The organism is Salinimonas lutimaris (assembly GCF_005222225.1).
In the GTDB taxonomy this organism is placed as follows: domain Bacteria; phylum Pseudomonadota; class Gammaproteobacteria; order Enterobacterales; family Alteromonadaceae; genus Alteromonas; species Alteromonas lutimaris.
Genome location: NZ_CP036536.1, coordinates 2156021 through 2171350, shown reverse-complemented (window position 1 = coordinate 2171350; position 15330 = coordinate 2156021). Strand labels below are relative to the sequence as shown.

20 protein-coding genes and 1 pseudogene are annotated in these 15330 nt (G+C 48.1%); 13 read left to right on the top strand and 8 right to left on the bottom strand.

What is annotated here, in order from left to right; all coding sequences use genetic code 11:
* Positions 1-31: 31 nt before the first annotated feature.
* From EZV72_RS09410 to EZV72_RS09395, 4 genes are all read left to right on the top strand, one after another.
* Positions 32-877 carry a DUF6279 family lipoprotein gene (locus EZV72_RS09410; RefSeq protein ID WP_137167002.1) on the top strand — a complete coding sequence of 282 codons (846 nt, stop codon included), beginning with the start codon at positions 32-34 and terminating at the stop codon, positions 875-877.
* Between the two features lie 2 nt (positions 878-879).
* Complete coding sequence (locus tag EZV72_RS09405) at positions 880-1287, top strand: DoxX-like family protein (protein ID WP_137167001.1); 408 nt, start codon at positions 880-882, stop codon at positions 1285-1287.
* Between the two features lie 122 nt (positions 1288-1409).
* A complete protein-coding gene (locus EZV72_RS09400; protein WP_137167000.1) occupies positions 1410-1703 on the top strand; it encodes a hypothetical protein in 294 nt (97 codons plus the stop codon).
* Between the two features lie 140 nt (positions 1704-1843).
* On the top strand, positions 1844-2086 hold the full coding sequence (locus tag EZV72_RS09395) for a hypothetical protein (RefSeq protein WP_137166999.1): 243 nt from the start codon (positions 1844-1846) through the stop codon (positions 2084-2086).
* 162 nt (positions 2087-2248) lie between these two features.
* On the opposite strand, the gene EZV72_RS09390 is transcribed toward EZV72_RS09395, so the two are convergent.
* Positions 2249-3514 carry an NRAMP family divalent metal transporter gene (locus EZV72_RS09390; RefSeq protein ID WP_137166998.1) on the bottom strand — a complete coding sequence of 422 codons (1266 nt, stop codon included), beginning with the start codon at positions 3512-3514 and terminating at the stop codon, positions 2249-2251.
* Between the two features lie 275 nt (positions 3515-3789).
* Here EZV72_RS09390 and EZV72_RS09385 point away from each other — a divergent pair, with 275 nt between their 5' ends.
* Together EZV72_RS09385 and EZV72_RS09380 are read left to right on the top strand one after the other, a co-directional pair.
* Positions 3790-4452, top strand: coding sequence for an NADPH-dependent FMN reductase (locus EZV72_RS09385; RefSeq protein ID WP_137166997.1), 663 nt, complete (start codon positions 3790-3792; stop codon positions 4450-4452).
* A gap of 87 nt (positions 4453-4539) precedes the next feature.
* Positions 4540-4794: a hypothetical protein gene (locus EZV72_RS09380; RefSeq protein ID WP_137166996.1), complete on the top strand. Its 255-nt coding sequence runs from the start codon at positions 4540-4542 to the stop codon at positions 4792-4794.
* Between the two features lie 11 nt (positions 4795-4805).
* Here EZV72_RS09380 and EZV72_RS09375 read toward each other — a convergent pair whose 3' ends face one another.
* Positions 4806-6458 carry a response regulator gene (locus tag EZV72_RS09375; protein WP_232364401.1) on the bottom strand — a complete coding sequence of 551 codons (1653 nt, stop codon included), beginning with the start codon at positions 6456-6458 and terminating at the stop codon, positions 4806-4808.
* A 123-nt stretch (positions 6459-6581) separates the two neighbouring features.
* Here EZV72_RS09375 and EZV72_RS09370 point away from each other — a divergent pair, with 123 nt between their 5' ends.
* From EZV72_RS09370 to EZV72_RS09355, 4 genes are all read left to right on the top strand, one after another.
* Positions 6582-7079 (top strand): VC2046/SO_2500 family protein, encoded by a 498-nt coding sequence (locus tag EZV72_RS09370; RefSeq protein ID WP_137166995.1) that lies wholly within the window; start codon positions 6582-6584, stop codon positions 7077-7079.
* Positions 7080-7164: 85 nt separating this feature from the next.
* Positions 7165-8160, top strand: a complete 996-nt coding sequence (trhO, locus tag EZV72_RS09365) for an oxygen-dependent tRNA uridine(34) hydroxylase TrhO (RefSeq protein WP_137166994.1) — start codon at positions 7165-7167, stop codon at positions 8158-8160.
* A 59-nt stretch (positions 8161-8219) separates the two neighbouring features.
* Positions 8220-8462 carry an EF-hand domain-containing protein gene (locus EZV72_RS09360; protein ID WP_175405082.1) on the top strand — a complete coding sequence of 81 codons (243 nt, stop codon included), beginning with the start codon at positions 8220-8222 and terminating at the stop codon, positions 8460-8462.
* A gap of 125 nt (positions 8463-8587) precedes the next feature.
* Complete coding sequence (locus EZV72_RS09355; protein ID WP_217495161.1) at positions 8588-9184, top strand: sulfotransferase family 2 domain-containing protein; 597 nt, start codon at positions 8588-8590, stop codon at positions 9182-9184.
* A gap of 33 nt (positions 9185-9217) precedes the next feature.
* Here the strand turns inward: EZV72_RS09355 and EZV72_RS09350 are convergent, their stop codons facing one another.
* Complete coding sequence (locus tag EZV72_RS09350) at positions 9218-9820, bottom strand: YrbL family protein (RefSeq protein ID WP_137166992.1); 603 nt, start codon at positions 9818-9820, stop codon at positions 9218-9220.
* A 150-nt stretch (positions 9821-9970) separates the two neighbouring features.
* Here EZV72_RS09350 and EZV72_RS09345 point away from each other — a divergent pair, with 150 nt between their 5' ends.
* From EZV72_RS09345 to EZV72_RS09335, 3 genes are read left to right on the top strand one after another with little or no spacing between them, the layout of a single operon-like run.
* Positions 9971-10417 carry a GNAT family N-acetyltransferase gene (locus EZV72_RS09345; protein WP_175405081.1) on the top strand — a complete coding sequence of 149 codons (447 nt, stop codon included), beginning with the start codon at positions 9971-9973 and terminating at the stop codon, positions 10415-10417.
* A 59-nt stretch (positions 10418-10476) separates the two neighbouring features.
* Positions 10477-10812: a YybH family protein gene (locus tag EZV72_RS09340; RefSeq protein WP_232364400.1), complete on the top strand. Its 336-nt coding sequence runs from the start codon at positions 10477-10479 to the stop codon at positions 10810-10812.
* A gap of 51 nt (positions 10813-10863) precedes the next feature.
* Positions 10864-11457: a class I SAM-dependent methyltransferase gene (locus EZV72_RS09335; RefSeq protein ID WP_137166990.1), complete on the top strand. Its 594-nt coding sequence runs from the start codon at positions 10864-10866 to the stop codon at positions 11455-11457.
* Positions 11458-11493: 36 nt separating this feature from the next.
* On the opposite strand, the pseudogene EZV72_RS18795 reads toward EZV72_RS09335, so the two are convergent.
* From EZV72_RS18795 to EZV72_RS09310, 5 genes and pseudogenes are all read right to left on the bottom strand, one after another.
* Positions 11494-11730: pseudogene (locus tag EZV72_RS18795) on the bottom strand (nuclear transport factor 2 family protein); the annotation flags it as partial.
* A 425-nt stretch (positions 11731-12155) separates the two neighbouring features.
* Complete coding sequence (locus tag EZV72_RS09325; RefSeq protein WP_137166989.1) at positions 12156-12452, bottom strand: hypothetical protein; 297 nt, start codon at positions 12450-12452, stop codon at positions 12156-12158.
* A 7-nt stretch (positions 12453-12459) separates the two neighbouring features.
* A complete protein-coding gene (locus EZV72_RS09320; protein WP_137166988.1) occupies positions 12460-13050 on the bottom strand; it encodes a hypothetical protein in 591 nt (196 codons plus the stop codon).
* Entirely contained in the window at positions 13043-14011 is a 969-nt protein-coding gene (locus tag EZV72_RS09315; protein WP_137166987.1) for a hypothetical protein, read from the bottom strand. Before EZV72_RS09315 ends, EZV72_RS09320 begins: the two co-directional genes overlap by 8 nt.
* On the bottom strand, positions 14001-15323 hold the full coding sequence (locus tag EZV72_RS09310) for a hypothetical protein (protein WP_137166986.1): 1323 nt from the start codon (positions 15321-15323) through the stop codon (positions 14001-14003). Before EZV72_RS09310 ends, EZV72_RS09315 begins: the two co-directional genes overlap by 11 nt.
* Positions 15324-15330 lie beyond the last annotated feature (7 nt).

The window sequence follows — 15330 nt, the reverse complement described above, 5'->3', positions numbered from 1 at the left end:
TGAAACAGGCGTCTGAACAAAAGGACAGGTTATGAAATTGTGGGGCCTTGTGCTTATTGCACTGCTGGTGGTCACCGGATGTTCGTCAAAGCTGGCGTATAACAATCTGGACTGGCTGGTTTACTGGTATATGGATGACTATGTAGAGCTGACCGACAGTCAGGAAGAAGTATTTGATAAGCAGCTCGATCAGTGGATTAACTGGCATAAAAGTCAGGAGCTTGACCAGTATTTGCATCAGCTGCGCAAGTTACGGATGCAGGCGGCGGGCAATAAACTGGATGAGCCAACCATTGCCTGGCATCTGAATCAGGCCAGTGACCATATTGACCGCCTACGCAATAAACTGGCTCCTCAGTTATCCTCAATGGCTGCTACCTTAAATGACGAGCAGGTCATCTATCTGTTTGCGGCTATTGAAAAAGAAAATCGTGAGCGGCAGGAAGAACAGGACGAGAAGATCAAAGACAGCCGTGAGGAGTGGGAAAACAGTGCTGTTGACAATATTCAGGAAGAATTTGAGGAGCGGGTGGGTGAGTTGAATAACCAGCAAATGCAAATCATCCGGGCCAGGGTGCCACATTTTACCAGCACTTTTGACAACTGGATGGCGTATCGCCGGAATATGCAAACCGAAGCCCGCAAGCTATTTGCTACCCGGCATACTAATCCCGACTTTGTGGCTGAGCTGACACATCTTCTGACCCATCCGGATGCGTACCGCAGTAAGGCATACCTGGAGCAGCGGCAAAATAATCGCGAGGCGTATCTGGCGATGTCGGCAGAGCTGGCAGCATCAATGACGCCGGCGCAGAAAAAGCATTTGCTGAACTACTTAGATGATTTGATTGATGATGTGGAAGAGTTAAAAGACTGACCATGACCCCGCCTAATGAGAACGCTGTTTTTACCACTCAGCTATGGCTGATTCGTATCACGTTGTCGTTGATGTGGTGTTATCAGGGGCTGGTTCCCAAGGTGTTGTTTCTGGACAGTACCGAACTGGCGCTGGCCGGCGCTCTGGGGATCCAGCCACAGATGCAGCAGGCGTTTGTGCAGCTTTCCGGTATGCTGGAATTGTTGTGGGGGCTGACCTTTTTTGCCGGTTTTCAGCATAACTGGATTCACCGGCTCAACCTGCTGGGTATTGTGGGGCTGTTTGCGCTGAGCGTTGTATTCAAGCCGGCCCTGTTAAGCGCTGCGTTTAATCCGGTGGTGGTGAATGGTGGTATGTTTGTACTGGGGTTACTGGCGCTGGAGGCAAAAAAGGCGGCAAATTATAGTTAACTGTACATAAATACAGTTATCGTGCTTGTGGTCACTGTCTATACTAGTGGAAATCTGAAGTCGTATTTGTTCAGGGAAATAATTCGCCATACAAACAGGGATGGTATGAGGATAATACACGGATGATTCAGGCATTATGTTGGATAAGTGTTGGCATGGCAGCTTGTCTGTGTCTGATCAGTTTTTACCGCAGGGGGCAATATGCCAGACAGGCATATCCTCAGATATGGCGTCGTCTTGCCGTTCCATCTTTAGGCGTTAATTCTCAGCTGGTGGCCTGGCTGGGGTTTCGCCGCTCAATCAGACACGGACATTTTGCACAGCTGGCGGACCCCTATATCGCCGCATATACAAATATTGAAACGCGCTGTGTGGCAGTGATGATGATGTCGGTAGTGCTGGGTATGCTGAACTAAAGGGTGAGTATGGTGGCAAACATACGAGCGCTTGGCACAAAAGCACAGTGCAGTGAGCAAACAGGACTCAGCCGGGGTGCCGGGGAGCAGCACGTTAGTACGACAAGATGATTTTAAGTAAAAAAAGCGGAAGGTAATATATGGAAGTACTGGTAAGCGAATTTGGTGTGTTTTTGTATCGCCTGACCATTGCGGTCGTGGCTGATTTTTTATTCTGGACGGTGTGTTACTGGCTTGGCTGGCCATTGTGTAAGCTGGTGTCAGGTGGCCGTTATCCGGCTTCATCTCCCCATCACGGGCGAAAACACAATGGCCATTTTTGTGCCCTGGCCGGGCTGGCCATCATACTGTGTGTGTTTGCTCTGCTGGTGGCCTACGCCTGAACGCCAGGCCGGCTACGGCCGGCAATATCCCGGGTCGCAGACAATCAGACTATCGGACATAAAAAAGTGCGGTGAAAAAGACAGCCCGTTCAGGCTGCCTTAGCTTTGAATGTGTATGCCAAAATCTGCAGCTGTAGCCTCGGCCTGATATCCGTGTCGGCGTCAGGCAATAAACTTCCACCAGATAAACACCACCAGAAAGCCAAACAAGTAGAGTAGCCCGGCAATACTTAGCCAGCGCATAACAACACCGTTGCGTATCTCTGAGGCAATGTTGGTACTATTTACCAGCCGGTGGTTTAGCCAGGCAAACATAGGCGTGGTAACAAACGCCAGTGTCATGGCAAAGCTCAGCATTGCCATCAGCGCCGATTTGAAAAACAGCACAATAACAAAACTGCATGCGGCTACGGCCAGCAACACCCAGGTATACACTCGCGGGCTGGCCTCCTTGTTACCTTTTAACAGCATCATGGCTTCAGCCACAGCGCGTGAATAGCCGTCATACACGGTCAGCGCAGAACCAAAAACACATAAAAAAGCGATAAGCGCGATAAGTATCCGGGACCAGTCACCGATGGTATCAGCGTACAGGCCTACCAGTTGACGGGAAAAACCAATACCGCCGGACGCCAGCGTTTGACCGCTGCCGTGTAATACCAGGGCGCCCAGCGACAAAAACACCAGTGCCAGCAGCAGTGTGGTGAGGTAACCCAGATTAAAATCAAATAAGGCAGAGCGTGGAGTAACCCGGGCCTCGTTGGTCTGGCGCTTCAGCCACAATGAGGTGATGGCCGAAATTTCTATCGGCGCAGGCATCCAGCCCATGGTCACCACCAAAAAACCAATGGTGGCAAAGGTCCATGGTGAAGGCGATACATAATCTGCCGGCGCGACCGGGCCGTTTGACCAGGCTACGCCGGTGGCAGTCACTGTGGCAATGACCAGCAAAACCATGATGATTTTTGCTGCGTTATCCAGGGCATTAAAATGGCCGGCCAACAGAATAAATAACACCGCCGCAAGTACCGCAGTGGCCAGTGCCGGAATGGGCAAATCCATGGGTAGAAAATAGCCCAGCAAACTGGCTGAAAACATCAGCAGGGCAGCAGCATTGACCACCGACGCAATACAATTTAACCCCAGCGCGGTCATCAGGTAACCTTTACCCATTTTCTGATATCCTTGCTGTAAGGTATCTCCGGTACTCACCGTGTAACTAACCGCCGCGCGAAAAAACGGGTACTTCAACAGATTCACCAGCAATACCAGCAATGCCAGCTGCCAGCCAAATTGCGCACCGGCCTGGGTTGAGGCTACCAGATGACTGCCACCAATGGCCGCTGTTGCCATGAGTACACCGGGACCCAGCAAACGTAAAACATGACGACATCGGTCCAGCGGGGAGGCAGCAACAGCATTTGACACAGAACTTTTCCTTTAAGTTAGTTATTTGAAATAAATCTTGCGTGGCAGATTAAAATTAACGGTGAGCTAGTGTATCTGTCCTAAAAAGGCCGGGGCAAGCCGGTTTACCTTTGTACAGCTTCCACTGGTCTCTCAGGGTGACTGTTCACGTTCATCAGTCCAGCCTCATCATGACGTTTGTCGGCGGCCCAGGCAATACACCAATAAAGGCTCTTGTTTCAACAGATTGGCCATTTAACTGTACACTGACGCTTTGACCACGATCTGAGGGTATTATGAATATACTGGTATTTATGGGCAGCGCCCGTAGCAGCACCCCGCCGCGGCCTGCCCGGCTGGGGGAACGGGTGACCCAGGCTATTATAAACTGCTTACACTGTTATAATGATATTCAGGTGACGCTGGTAGATCCGCTCGACTATCCGCTGGAGCCGGTTTTTAAACCTCACTTTGCCTACGCACAATCTCAGGTACCTGATAAGCTCGATGCGCTGGCTGCGCAAATTCGCGCCGCTGACGGTTATGTGATGGTCAGCCCGGAATACAACCACTCAATGAGTCCGGCATTGTGCCATTTGCTCAACCACTTCGGCAGTTCGTTGTTCAGCTTTAAACCGTCTGCCATTGCAACCTATTCTGCCGGGCAGTGGGGCGGTGCCAGAGCGGCGGTGGGCATGCGCACCTTTTTAGGAGAGCTGGGCTGTTTGCCGGTATCGGCCATGATTCATGTACCACACGCGCAATCACTGCTAAGCGAGGATGGCGGGTTTAATGACAGTGAACAGCAGGAACACTGGCAAGGCTATTTTTCACGTACACTAAACCAGCTATTGTGGTGGGCCGGGGCGGCCAGAGCGCAGCAGATTGTTCAGCCGTCAGACGCGATCAGCAAGGCTTTTACCCGCTCTCCGGCTCAGCGAAATGCCCCAGGTGCATAAGCTGTCTGTCAGGCCTGTTGTCAGCATGGCCCACAGTCAGGTACTCTACCACTACAAATATTTCAATCAGGTGACAAGAGAGTTCGTATGGCAGGGTGTATAACGCTGGTGGTTGTGGGGTTGCTGGTGTCGGTAATCATACATAAATCAATTCGAAAACCATTGATGGCCACAGTGATCTCTGCCCTTGCTGGCGTCACACTGTATAACTGGCTGGTGTCGGTATTTACCTTTGCGCTGGCGCCTCTGACCCCGTGGTCACTGATTGGCAGCGGTATCGTACTGGCACTGATCAGCTGGATAGTTGGCAGGGTTATTCAGGTTTCCCGGCCGGTAATGTGATGGCGGCCCGGTTAGCGGCGCAGCAATAACACAATATCATCATACAACGAGGCGTATTTTTCCTGATGCTGGGGCTTTAGCGGTATATCATCGAGCATGTTGCACAGTCGCCGGCACTCTGCGGTATGCGACGCCAGTGGCTTTTTCTTATCGGCCAGTTTCAGCAGGCATTGCAGCAGATTCAGGGCAACACCGGTATTCACCGGCGCATACTGCTGAGCCATTAAAAACGACGTGCGGGCCTGCTCGTAATCTTCTTTTTGATAATGTGCAATACCGTCACGGTTATGCTCCAGATAGGCTTTTTTATTATCGGCGGCTTTGCGGCTGGCTGTCTCGGTAGAATAGCGGCTGTTTGCATCAAGTTCATCGACATGGCGGTGCATCAGCTTGATAAGCGGTTGTGCTTCCTCATACTCGCCAAGCTCCAGCATCACCTTGACTGAATCTGCCGCATAATAGAGCGGGTAGTTGTCGTAGGTGGTGTTAATTTTTGACTGCGCCTGATGCAGATCCCGTTTGGCATCCACGTATTTGCCATCCAGTGCCGCAATGCGGGCTAGCATAATTTGCTCAAAGGTTTCAAAACTGAAATCTTCGTCCAGCCGGTTAACCGAATCATCAAAGCGCCCCCGTTGTAACTGTAACAGGGCATCTTGCTGATAGCGGTTTTTCACCCGCTTATCTTCGGTGTATTCGGCCACATCCAGCATACTGCGGATATACCCGCACCAGTGAGAAATATGCTGATGTACCGTGCGCCGGGATAAATCCCAGATTGCCAGGCAGGCCTGATTGGCCAGCTCATAGTCATTATTCTGCCGGGCTATTTCACAGGCACTGACCTGCCGGGCGATAGAATAAGGCGAGATTTTAATGGCCTGAATAATGGCCGCAACGGCGGCTTCGCCTTCATTAATAGCCTGCCGGCTTTGTGCCATTATATCGTAGGCATCGGCGCTGAACCGGTTGCGTACCAGAATGGTTTCGGCCATAGCAATAGCCTGTTCGGCTTTGCCCAGTTTCAGATAAGTACGGGCCAGGGCAATCTGTATCCACTGCGCCGTGGCGTCCTGTTCATACGGACGCAGTACCTCAAGCGCCTGCGAATAGTCATCATGCTGCCAGTAAAGCTCCACCAGTAACTGCTCAGCTGAATGCCGGTAATTGCCGCCTATCCGGATAATCTCCTGGCAGGCCACAATAGCCTGGGCATAGTCATGGTCGTGAATAGCCTTGTATACCGGTAGCAGCGCCTGTCGTTTTTGCCAGGCCCGGGCCAGACGGGTTTTCAGCTGGGCCTGAGAAAACGGTTTGACCAGATAGTCATCCGGGCGCCGGTCCAGTGAGCCCAGCACTACTGGCCGGGCGCTGTCAGCGCTGATCAGACTGACCACCGTACCCGGGCGGGCCATGCGGGATACGCGCAGCTCTTCTGCCAGGTCATAACCGGTTTTACGCTCTGTACCCAGATGTAAATCACTGATGACAATATCGAACTTTTGGCGGCGACACACAGACAGCGCCTGCTCCGCAGAAGACTTGGTGACCACATCGGTACAACCCAGCGTAGTAAGCAGCCCCTTTAACATCAAAAGAAACGGGCGCTGATCCTCAACAATTAACACCCGCAGACTGGCATAGTTCATACTGGCGAAGTCCATCTTTTTGTGTTCTTCATAGACTTTAGTATACGTTGCCTGAAACAAAATCACTGCAACTGGCAGGTATGTATTAAAGGTGCACGGGTATTAACCGATATAAGCAATAGCAACCGGGAGTATTGTGTGTCTGAAATCATCACTGATCCGTCTTTAATGCGTATTGCCAATCATGAGCTGACCGGCAGGCTCAACCGCGCCTCTGGCCAGGGGGCAGTATTCTCATTGTATCTGGCCATGCAGATGCAACCTGGCGCGGTGTATCCCGGCTATGCACAAACCCCTGACGTAGCGGTAGACGATGCAGCAGTATTACAGCAGTTAAACCAGTACCGGCGGGCGCCTCTGGCCACTGATGCTGCACACCTGGGCACTCTGGTTTACAGCAGCATGCTGGTGGCCCAGAATGATATCGCTGGTATGCATTTGTGGCAGGCCATGCACCCGGACCCGCTCGCCATGGTAAACGATACCGCTAAAATAGCCCCTGAAGTCGTGGCAAACTGCAGCTTACCGACCCAGCTCAGACAATGTCAGGATATACAGCACTATACGGCTACCCCTTGTGATGAAACCTTGCTAAACGACGTGGTGGAAGGGTCGCGCCACTTGCTGACCGCCTGAGATTTGAGTTCCGGCCCGCGGTTTGCTATATTCCGCCCGCATTTTTGCACTGGTCTTACGCTCCAATCAGCAAAGGTAAATAAAAATGAGTCAGTATATTGTATGCGCAATGTATAAGTTTGTTGCGCTTGAAGATTATGAACAGCAACGTGCGCCCCTGGTCGCCAAAATGGAAGAGCTGGGTATTAAAGGCACGCTGCTGCTAGCCTCTGAAGGCATTAACGGCACCATATCAGGTACCCGTGAGGGCATTGACGGTCTGATCGCTTATCTGAACAGCGATGCACGTATCAATCCTATTTCCTGCAAAGAATCCCTGCATGAAGAACAGCCGTTTTACCGCACCAAGGTCAAACTGAAAAAAGAAATTGTGACCATGGGTGTGGAAGGCATCGACCCGCGTAAAACCGTGGGTACGTATGTGAAGCCAAAAGACTGGAATTCGCTGATCAGTGACCCGGAGGTGTTTGTAGTGGACACCCGTAACGATTATGAAATTGAAATCGGTACGTTTAAGCACGCGGTCGACCCTAACACCAAAACATTCCGCGAGTTCCCGGAATACGTAAAAGACAACCTGGATCCGCAAAAGCACAAAAAAGTTGCCATGTTCTGTACCGGTGGTATTCGGTGCGAAAAATCCACCGCTTACCTGAAAGAGCAGGGCTTTGATGAGGTTTATCATCTGGAAGGCGGTATTTTGCAATATCTGGAAGATGTGCCAAAGGAAGAGTCATTGTGGGAAGGTGACTGTTTTGTGTTTGATAACCGGGTTGCGGTTAATCATGCGCTGGAAAAAAGCCAGTATGATGCCTGTTATGCCTGTCGCTTGCCGATCACCGCAGAAGACAAACAAAGTGACAAATATGAGCCAGGCGTAAGCTGCCCGCATTGCTTTGGCACCCACAGCGATGATCAGATTGCCCGATTCCGTGAGCGTGAAAAGCAGGTTCAGCTGGCTAAAGCGCGTAATGAGGAACACGTAGGCTCTGAAGCTCGCGAGGCGATGGAAAAACGCCGTACTGATAAAGCTGAAGAGCAGCGTCAGCGTGCGCTGGCAGCGAAACAAAAACAGGCATAGACAGCGCCTGTAGAGGGCGTTACACTCTGATAATAGATGTTGAATAATAAGGGATAAACGTGAGCGCCCAACTATCCGAAGAAAAAATTGCTGAAATTAAAAGTGACTTCAGCTTCTTCGACCGCGATGGCAACGGCCAGATCGATCTGACAGAGTTCGTCGAGCTGCTAACCGTTTTGTCGCCTAAGACAAAAGCCAGCCATGTTGAAGAAGGCTTCAAACTCATCGATAGTAACGATGATGGTTATATCGACTTTGAAGAATTTCTGGACTGGTGGCAAGAAGGCTGGTGGGAATACTAACCAGCACAGTTAACACGTAAAAAGCCTGCTTTTAAGCAGGCTTTTTTATATCTGAAAAATAATGATCCGCAGCGATTTTAACGATATATTAACAATGGCTCAGCAAAGATTGGGAACATATCGGTATGTTTGGTCAATTATTAGAACGTGTTGCAGTAACCCGTCACCGCTACATGGATGACTTTGTTTTTATTCATATTAACAAAACAGCGGGCAGTAGCATCAGTAAAGCGCTGAATATTCCGTTTGAACATAAAACTGCCATGCAGAAACGCGCTGAAATTGGCGAACGGGCATGGTGTGAAAAATGCCGCTTCTGTGTGGTGCGTAATCCCTGGGATAAAGTCGTATCCCATTATCATTACCGAATTAAAACCAACCAGACTGGTTTGGGTCATCAGCCGGTCAGTTTTAAACAATGGGTGAAACTGGCATACAAAGAACAGGACCCGGCCTATTACGACAAGCCACAAATGTTTATGCCCCAGGTTAACTGGATAAACGATGAAAAAGGTCAGTTGCTGGTAGACAATATTCTGTTTTTTGAAAATCTGGCGCTGGATTTTGCACGTCTGTCTGCCAAACTGAACCGGCCCGCCCGACTGCCCCATGAAAAACCATCAAGCCATCGTTATTATCAGGAATACTACGACGATACGACGAGACAAATCGTGGCTGACTGGTTTGCCGAAGATATCAATACCTTCAGTTACCGTTTCTGAATAGTCCGGGCCGTCATCAGGCCCGGGTTCATGCTAACGTAATCCGGCAAACGAGAAAATTTGATGGTTTACCTGATTAAAACGGCCAAACCAGTTGTGCTTATCCCGGTGCCATTTACGCAGGTTCTTTTTTCGGCCCAGATAGGCAGAATAATTACATAAGGGAATAAAATCATTATGGCCAACGCCGTCCACCACTACCGGGTTAAAACGGTTTTCTCCCAGTTTTTGCAGTAAGATATTCTCTGCAATCAGGTCACGAAAAATCACATTTTGTTCCAGCAGGTTGTTCACCACCTGTTCGGTAGCCACAACCGCCGCCTGATTCAGCGCCGGATCGTGCTGCTCTAAGTACCAGGCCAGTGGTCGGGAAACCGCGCCGTCATTATCCCGAATCAGATCAAACTCAACACCGCTACCCAGGGTGGTTTCAACTTTACCGTACAGGCGGGCAATCATTTGCCAGTTGATTTTTCTGCGGCGAAGCACGTTAAAATACTGAATTTCACGCGTTTCATCACGAACAGCGCTGTCACTGTGTAAAATCTTGATACACCGGTTTGGGTTGTGCGGATGATAGTAACAGGAGCGATGTCCGCCGCTTGCAATTAAATCTCCTGAGGTGAGTGTGAGCATGGGTAATCCAAAAATCTGTGCTGGGTATGTTATAAATGACTAACTGTTAATTCTTATAACCTGAATAACGGGATCAATTACAAAAATGTATACCAGACATTCACTCAGGCAATGTATTGCATTGGCGGCTGCAAAGGCAGGGTATCCAGTATGATTAGAGTTGCTGAAAGAATTCATCTTGAAGACATTGCCCGGGTGATCTCTGATTCAGTCACTCAATGCATAAAGGCTCAGGAGTCTGAGTTAAAAGCGATAATTGAAGATTCCATAGCCAGTTCAACAGCATTTATCCATGATGGTCAGCAGGGCGTTCATCTTGTTTATCAGTCTTTGGGTACTGTGGTGGGCATCGTGCTCATTCACGATTACTGGAATATGAAAAGCTTATTTGTGTTACCTGCATGTCATCGTCAGGGAGTGGCTTCGGCACTGGTCGAAGCGGCGCTGGCTATCTGTAAATCAAATAACCCGGATGGCGTGGTAAAGTTGCATTCATCGACCTGTGCAACCGCGTTTTATGAAAACGCGGGCTTCAATCCACATGGTACGCCCCGTGATTTGCCGGGTGGTTGTATTCCATTTAAGTATCGCCTTTAAATTACGTATACCTTAATGGTTAAGATTGATAGCGTGGCGGTAAGCGCAGACAGGGCACGATGAAACCAAAAAACATCGTAAAAGCATGGGCTGACGCGTTTAATAATGGCGACGCCAAATCGCTGGCAGCGCTATATGATGTGCATGCCACCAACCATCAGGTCGCTAATGCCCCCGTGGTGGGCAAAGATGCCATTTACGCCATGTTTAGCGAAGAATTTGCCTGTGCAGATAGGGGTTGTATCGCAGAGCATATTTTTGGGGAAGACGAGTGGGCTATTGTAGATTGGAAGGATCCGTTAGGCCTGCGCGGATGTGTTTTTTCATATTCAACATGGTCTGATTCAGTTTCAACGGGGTTACTGGGACAAACTGAGTTTTTTAAAAGCCCATAACCTGTCGGTTCAGGAATAACCTGACAAGGCACAAAAGGAAAGCCGGTAAAGATGAAACCAGCAGAACTGGGATTAAAATACGATAAAATTGCACAGTGGTGGCACAACCGGCATACCTCATCGTCTTACGGTATCAACCAGGTTAAAAAAGCCATGAGCTATGGTCAGCACGGCGGGCACGCGCTTGACGTAGGCTGTGGGGCTGGTGGCAGGTTTATCCGGCTGTTGCAAAGCAGCGGCTATACCGTAACCGGACTGGACGTATCACAAGAGATGATCAGGCTGGCCGACATTCATCACCCGCAACATACCTTCTTACACCAGGATATCAGTACCTGGCAGAGCAAACAGCAGTTTGACTTTATACTGGCGTGGGACAGTATCTTTCATCTGCCGCTGGCAATGCAAACCCCGGTTGTGACCAACCTGTGCCAACGACTCGCCTCACAGGGCGTGCTGATATACACATTAGGGGACGCGGTTGGAGAACACACCGACCAGTGGCATAACGACACCTTCTATTACAGCTCGGTGGGGATAAACCAGAATTTGCGAATACTCATGGACAATGGTTTGTCTGTAAAGCACCTCGAGTTGGATCAGTACCCGGATAATCACGTTTATATTATTGCCACTAAGGATTAACCAGGCCCGTTTATAAAAACACCTGCTGCCAATGGGCTAACCTACGCCAATGCCACGCATGTAAGCAAAGTGAACCTTTGCCTTTACGCGCCAACTGCTACCGCCGAATATGAGGTTTAAATAATCGATGTATCCATTTTCACCTTGCTCACTCCACGATAATGCTACCGTTGCGTTGGCCGCATTGCCAGTTATCTTCATATCGATAATTTCGATTTTGGCGTCCGACTGATTGCCAGTGTTGACCAGCTTGGCAAAATCATCGCGTGAGTACTGTTGGAATTTTACTTCTCAGTCGAAATATTGAATAGCGACGCTGCTAGTAAACGCAAGCATTATGTGCTGACCTTAACCCGTTTTTACGTTGATAATAAAGGTGTTAACCGCTGATTCGGGGTTTTGAAACCCTTTGCAGTTGTGTTCAGACTGATAAAAGCAAAGGCGATGAAAATCAAATTTTGAAATATGAATTAGTATGCCATTTGAAATTCTTTAACTCGACAATCAAAAAAGCAATTCATGCTCCAGTGAAACGAATAGTGATCGGTTTCACAACGATGGAGATGGTATTAGAACTATTTAAGAATACTATCAAAATACTTAGCCTAAAAATTAAGTAACCATGTAATTAGTGAAATAGCTAAAGCTGAATTTTGCTTGTGTATGAGTATGCAAAAAAATGAGAGTTATAAAGGGTGTTAGCGACAAAGGTGGTCGAGAGGACCTGGCTCAATTTGCGGTATTTCATTGATATTCACAAAAATTACGTCAAAATCACAGTCGTATTGAATGTCCATTAACCAGTCCATTGGATCACTAACGGGTTGATCTTCATAAATATCTAGCTGACCAGTGCACTCAATGGTAGTTTCACATGACGTACAACTTATACTTCCGGAGAAGGTCGCAAAGGTCTTATCGGGAGTGGTGTCATAGTCGAAATCTAGCAGGCCAATATGACCGCAAACTAAACACTTATAGTTTTCTTCAAACATTGAATCCTCACAATATTGATTTCATGGTAAAAAATTGCCACTGAATCCAAGGCAGTGCCTTCCAAACTGTTTTTAACTCTGTGACAGGTAGGAGAAGGGTTTTTCTCAGCGCTTCTAGATTGGCTGCATTAGCGTCTTTAAATGCATTCACATACTTCTTATTTGATTCGGTCTGGTTAGTCACTGCTGTGTCTGCTTCATCAAGCAAACGTTGAAGCTTCTTTGGATAGCCGAAGAGTTGCTGAAAAAAGAAGTGGCAATCTAATACTTCGATGATATTCATGTCGCTAATCAGAGGATAGAGAGATTGCATTTTTACAAGCATAGGTTTAGAAAAGTCGCCCAAAATAAAGAAACAACGCAAGACAAAGGGCACATAAAATGACAAGGCTCCGCGAGAGGCCAATCGGTCGCGTGAGCTCTGTGAAATTACTAGCCTGCAAATTACCTCTCTAGTCTGTTTGGTCAGTGCGTCGTTTTCGAATACTTTCCTGATTAGTTCGTAGAAAATGACTAATTGTCTGTCGTCTTGTTGTCTGAGATGATGCGAAAATTCGGTAACCTCTGCTACCTGTAGGTCTATATTTGATCTAATCATTGCCGATCTCCCAGGCAAATACACGTTTCTTTTCAGCAAATTTATCGCCCGGAATGAGCACAACAAAGTAACCTTTTTGTGCTTCAAAAGCGTTCGTCGTGTAAAGCGCAGAAGGTTCCCCTATGGCCTGAAGTGAGAGGGGGATGCGCGAATTATGAATCAGTCCTATTTCCCATGTCGCGGTTATGTTTTTCACTTCATACACACCCTCTTCGGGGATAGATACAAACACCCTATCATCAATGGTAGTTATCCCGGAGTAGTATTTTTTTGGAGCCTTAATTTGGTTAAAGCCTTCTTGAGCATTGCCTTTAAACACAAACCCGTAGTCTGTCACAGCCAAATACGTGTTTTCATTAACGAGCGTTGCCCCAGATATTTGCCAAAAATCTAATCCCATGTCAGGTAATTCGATTTGAGACCAAATCGAGCCATTAAAGTGCCAAAGTTGCCGCCCTTGACCATAAACATAAATATCGTTTTGCTGACCAAAAAAAGCTAATGGGTCTTTGCATGCGCTATGGCTAGTGAATTCACCGTCTTGGATGTGCCAAAACGTCCCGGCTTCGTCGGCAATGATGGTTAGTGTTTCATCGCACCAGATTGCATTGATAGGGAAAGTCGAAAAACGGTATTGCTGAACTGTCGGGAGGCGATTTGGATCAAATCCAAACTCTACATCTTGTTCATTGTCCAGTGGCACCTTACTCAATGTCTTCGTAGTATATATGTGACCCTCATTGTCACCTATCCAATAATGGTTTGATGACGTTACGCCGATATCCAATATAGTACTATTAACCCAAAAGCAGTCTGCACTCTTATTGATTTCTTCGATGACGCCTTCATAAATACTGCTTGAAGCCAATGTGCCATCGGCTGGAGTATTCACTGTGATCGCCAACACGCGTCGGTTGTCTGGATGTGCTCTTAAAAGTGTTACTTCCTGTTTAAAGTTCATTAACGTTGCCTCCAAACGTTTGTGGTTTCTTGTTGCGATACTTTCCATTTTCCAGTGGGAGATCAAGAACGTCTTTTCCATCCAATGCAATGAAATGGGCACGTGTAACATTTCTAATCGCTACTGCAGCCTTGCGTCCCTGCTTAGCTAATGCAGGCTTATCAAAGGGCTCTACAGCCTCTCTTTCTAGGCGCTTTGTGAACTCTTTCGCATAATAATCGACGGCTTTATCTAGCCATTGCCCCAGAGTCGCTTTTTCACCTTTCTCAGCCAACGATTTCATGAAAGCCTCAGCAGCACGCGTCACGTTGTAATGCTCAAACCCTTTGGATTGTCCATCGAAGACCGCAAAGCATAACGCTTGTTTTTCCGTGTAATTAACAATGCCGTCGATACGCGGCACGGCTCCGCGAGCTTCGCCCTGCGCAACTGCACGTGCTAAAAGAGTAGAGAGTGGCGGGTAATGCTCAGCTTGATAGCCATTCTTATTAAACATGGTTTTGAATTCACCACTCTTGAGTTCTTCATAGGTACCGAACATGACGCCTAAGTCGTCGAGTATACTTACACATTTATTGAAGTTTTCAAGTTCCGGAAACTCTTGATCAATATGCGTAATATTGCCTTGTTGCCAACCGTTTAAAATAGTTTGGCGAGTGTCATCAGATAATGTATTTAAATTGTCCACTTCTGCCTCTAATCTGGCACGTTCGTCATCATCGATGTAACTCGTTTTCTTTGGAGGCAATACCTCAGCGAGCAGTGCTTCATCCTTCTCAAGCTGCCGTTGAGTTTTGTGTTCAAGGTCTAAAACGCGAAGCAGGTCACCATCTATGTCGCAGTAATAGACAGTGTGGTCTGTACGCGTGATTTCCTGAAAGCTATAGGGAGTAAAGTCAGGACTGTCAGCGATGGGTTGATTGAGTTTCTCTACAACCGAGCGTGAATCATTGCTTGGCCCGATTAGTAGTGTAGCAACCTGTAGTTGTTGTTCAAACTCCCTAATTCTTGTGGCTGAGAGACCGCCAGCACTGGAGTATTGGTTCTCATCACTTAATTGCTCGTTATGATGTTTCTTTAGCGCCTTAAGGATTTTGTCACGAAGCTCATGAGCAGCCCTTAGTGCCTTGAGTCGGTAACTCAGTGCGCCGTGGCTCCATATCACACCGCCAAGCAGCTGGATAAGTTCTTCTAACTCGCTTTCAGTCAGTACGCCTTTTGATAGTAGCTTATTGATTCGTTTTGTGAGGTGGTTTGCGTTTCTTTGGTTGTCTTTTTTAGAGCCTGTGCGCGGGTATCCAGTAATGTTCACGCTGGCC

Excerpts from the sequence above, each read along its gene's own strand:
- EZV72_RS09410 (WP_137167002.1), top strand. The coding sequence starts at position 32 with ATGAAATTGTGGGGCCTTGTGCTTATTGCACTGCTGGTGGTCACCGGA.
- EZV72_RS09405 (WP_137167001.1), top strand. The coding sequence starts at position 880 with ATGACCCCGCCTAATGAGAACGCTGTTTTTACCACTCAGCTATGGCTG.
- EZV72_RS09400 (WP_137167000.1), top strand. The coding sequence starts at position 1,410 with ATGATTCAGGCATTATGTTGGATAAGTGTTGGCATGGCAGCTTGTCTG.
- EZV72_RS09395 (WP_137166999.1), top strand. The coding sequence starts at position 1,844 with ATGGAAGTACTGGTAAGCGAATTTGGTGTGTTTTTGTATCGCCTGACC.
- EZV72_RS09385 (WP_137166997.1), top strand. The coding sequence starts at position 3,790 with ATGAATATACTGGTATTTATGGGCAGCGCCCGTAGCAGCACCCCGCCG.
- EZV72_RS09380 (WP_137166996.1), top strand. The coding sequence starts at position 4,540 with ATGGCAGGGTGTATAACGCTGGTGGTTGTGGGGTTGCTGGTGTCGGTA.
- EZV72_RS09375 (WP_232364401.1), bottom strand. The coding sequence starts at position 6,458 with ATGGACTTCGCCAGTATGAACTATGCCAGTCTGCGGGTGTTAATTGTT.
- trhO (WP_137166994.1), top strand. The coding sequence starts at position 7,165 with ATGAGTCAGTATATTGTATGCGCAATGTATAAGTTTGTTGCGCTTGAA.
- EZV72_RS09355 (WP_217495161.1), top strand. The coding sequence starts at position 8,588 with ATGTTTGGTCAATTATTAGAACGTGTTGCAGTAACCCGTCACCGCTAC.
- EZV72_RS09350 (WP_137166992.1), bottom strand. The coding sequence starts at position 9,820 with ATGCTCACACTCACCTCAGGAGATTTAATTGCAAGCGGCGGACATCGC.
- EZV72_RS09345 (WP_175405081.1), top strand. The coding sequence starts at position 9,971 with ATGATTAGAGTTGCTGAAAGAATTCATCTTGAAGACATTGCCCGGGTG.
- EZV72_RS09340 (WP_232364400.1), top strand. The coding sequence starts at position 10,477 with ATGAAACCAAAAAACATCGTAAAAGCATGGGCTGACGCGTTTAATAAT.
- EZV72_RS09335 (WP_137166990.1), top strand. The coding sequence starts at position 10,864 with ATGAAACCAGCAGAACTGGGATTAAAATACGATAAAATTGCACAGTGG.
- EZV72_RS09325 (WP_137166989.1), bottom strand. The coding sequence starts at position 12,452 with ATGTTTGAAGAAAACTATAAGTGTTTAGTTTGCGGTCATATTGGCCTG.
- EZV72_RS09320 (WP_137166988.1), bottom strand. The coding sequence starts at position 13,050 with ATGATTAGATCAAATATAGACCTACAGGTAGCAGAGGTTACCGAATTT.
- EZV72_RS09315 (WP_137166987.1), bottom strand. The coding sequence starts at position 14,011 with ATGAACTTTAAACAGGAAGTAACACTTTTAAGAGCACATCCAGACAAC.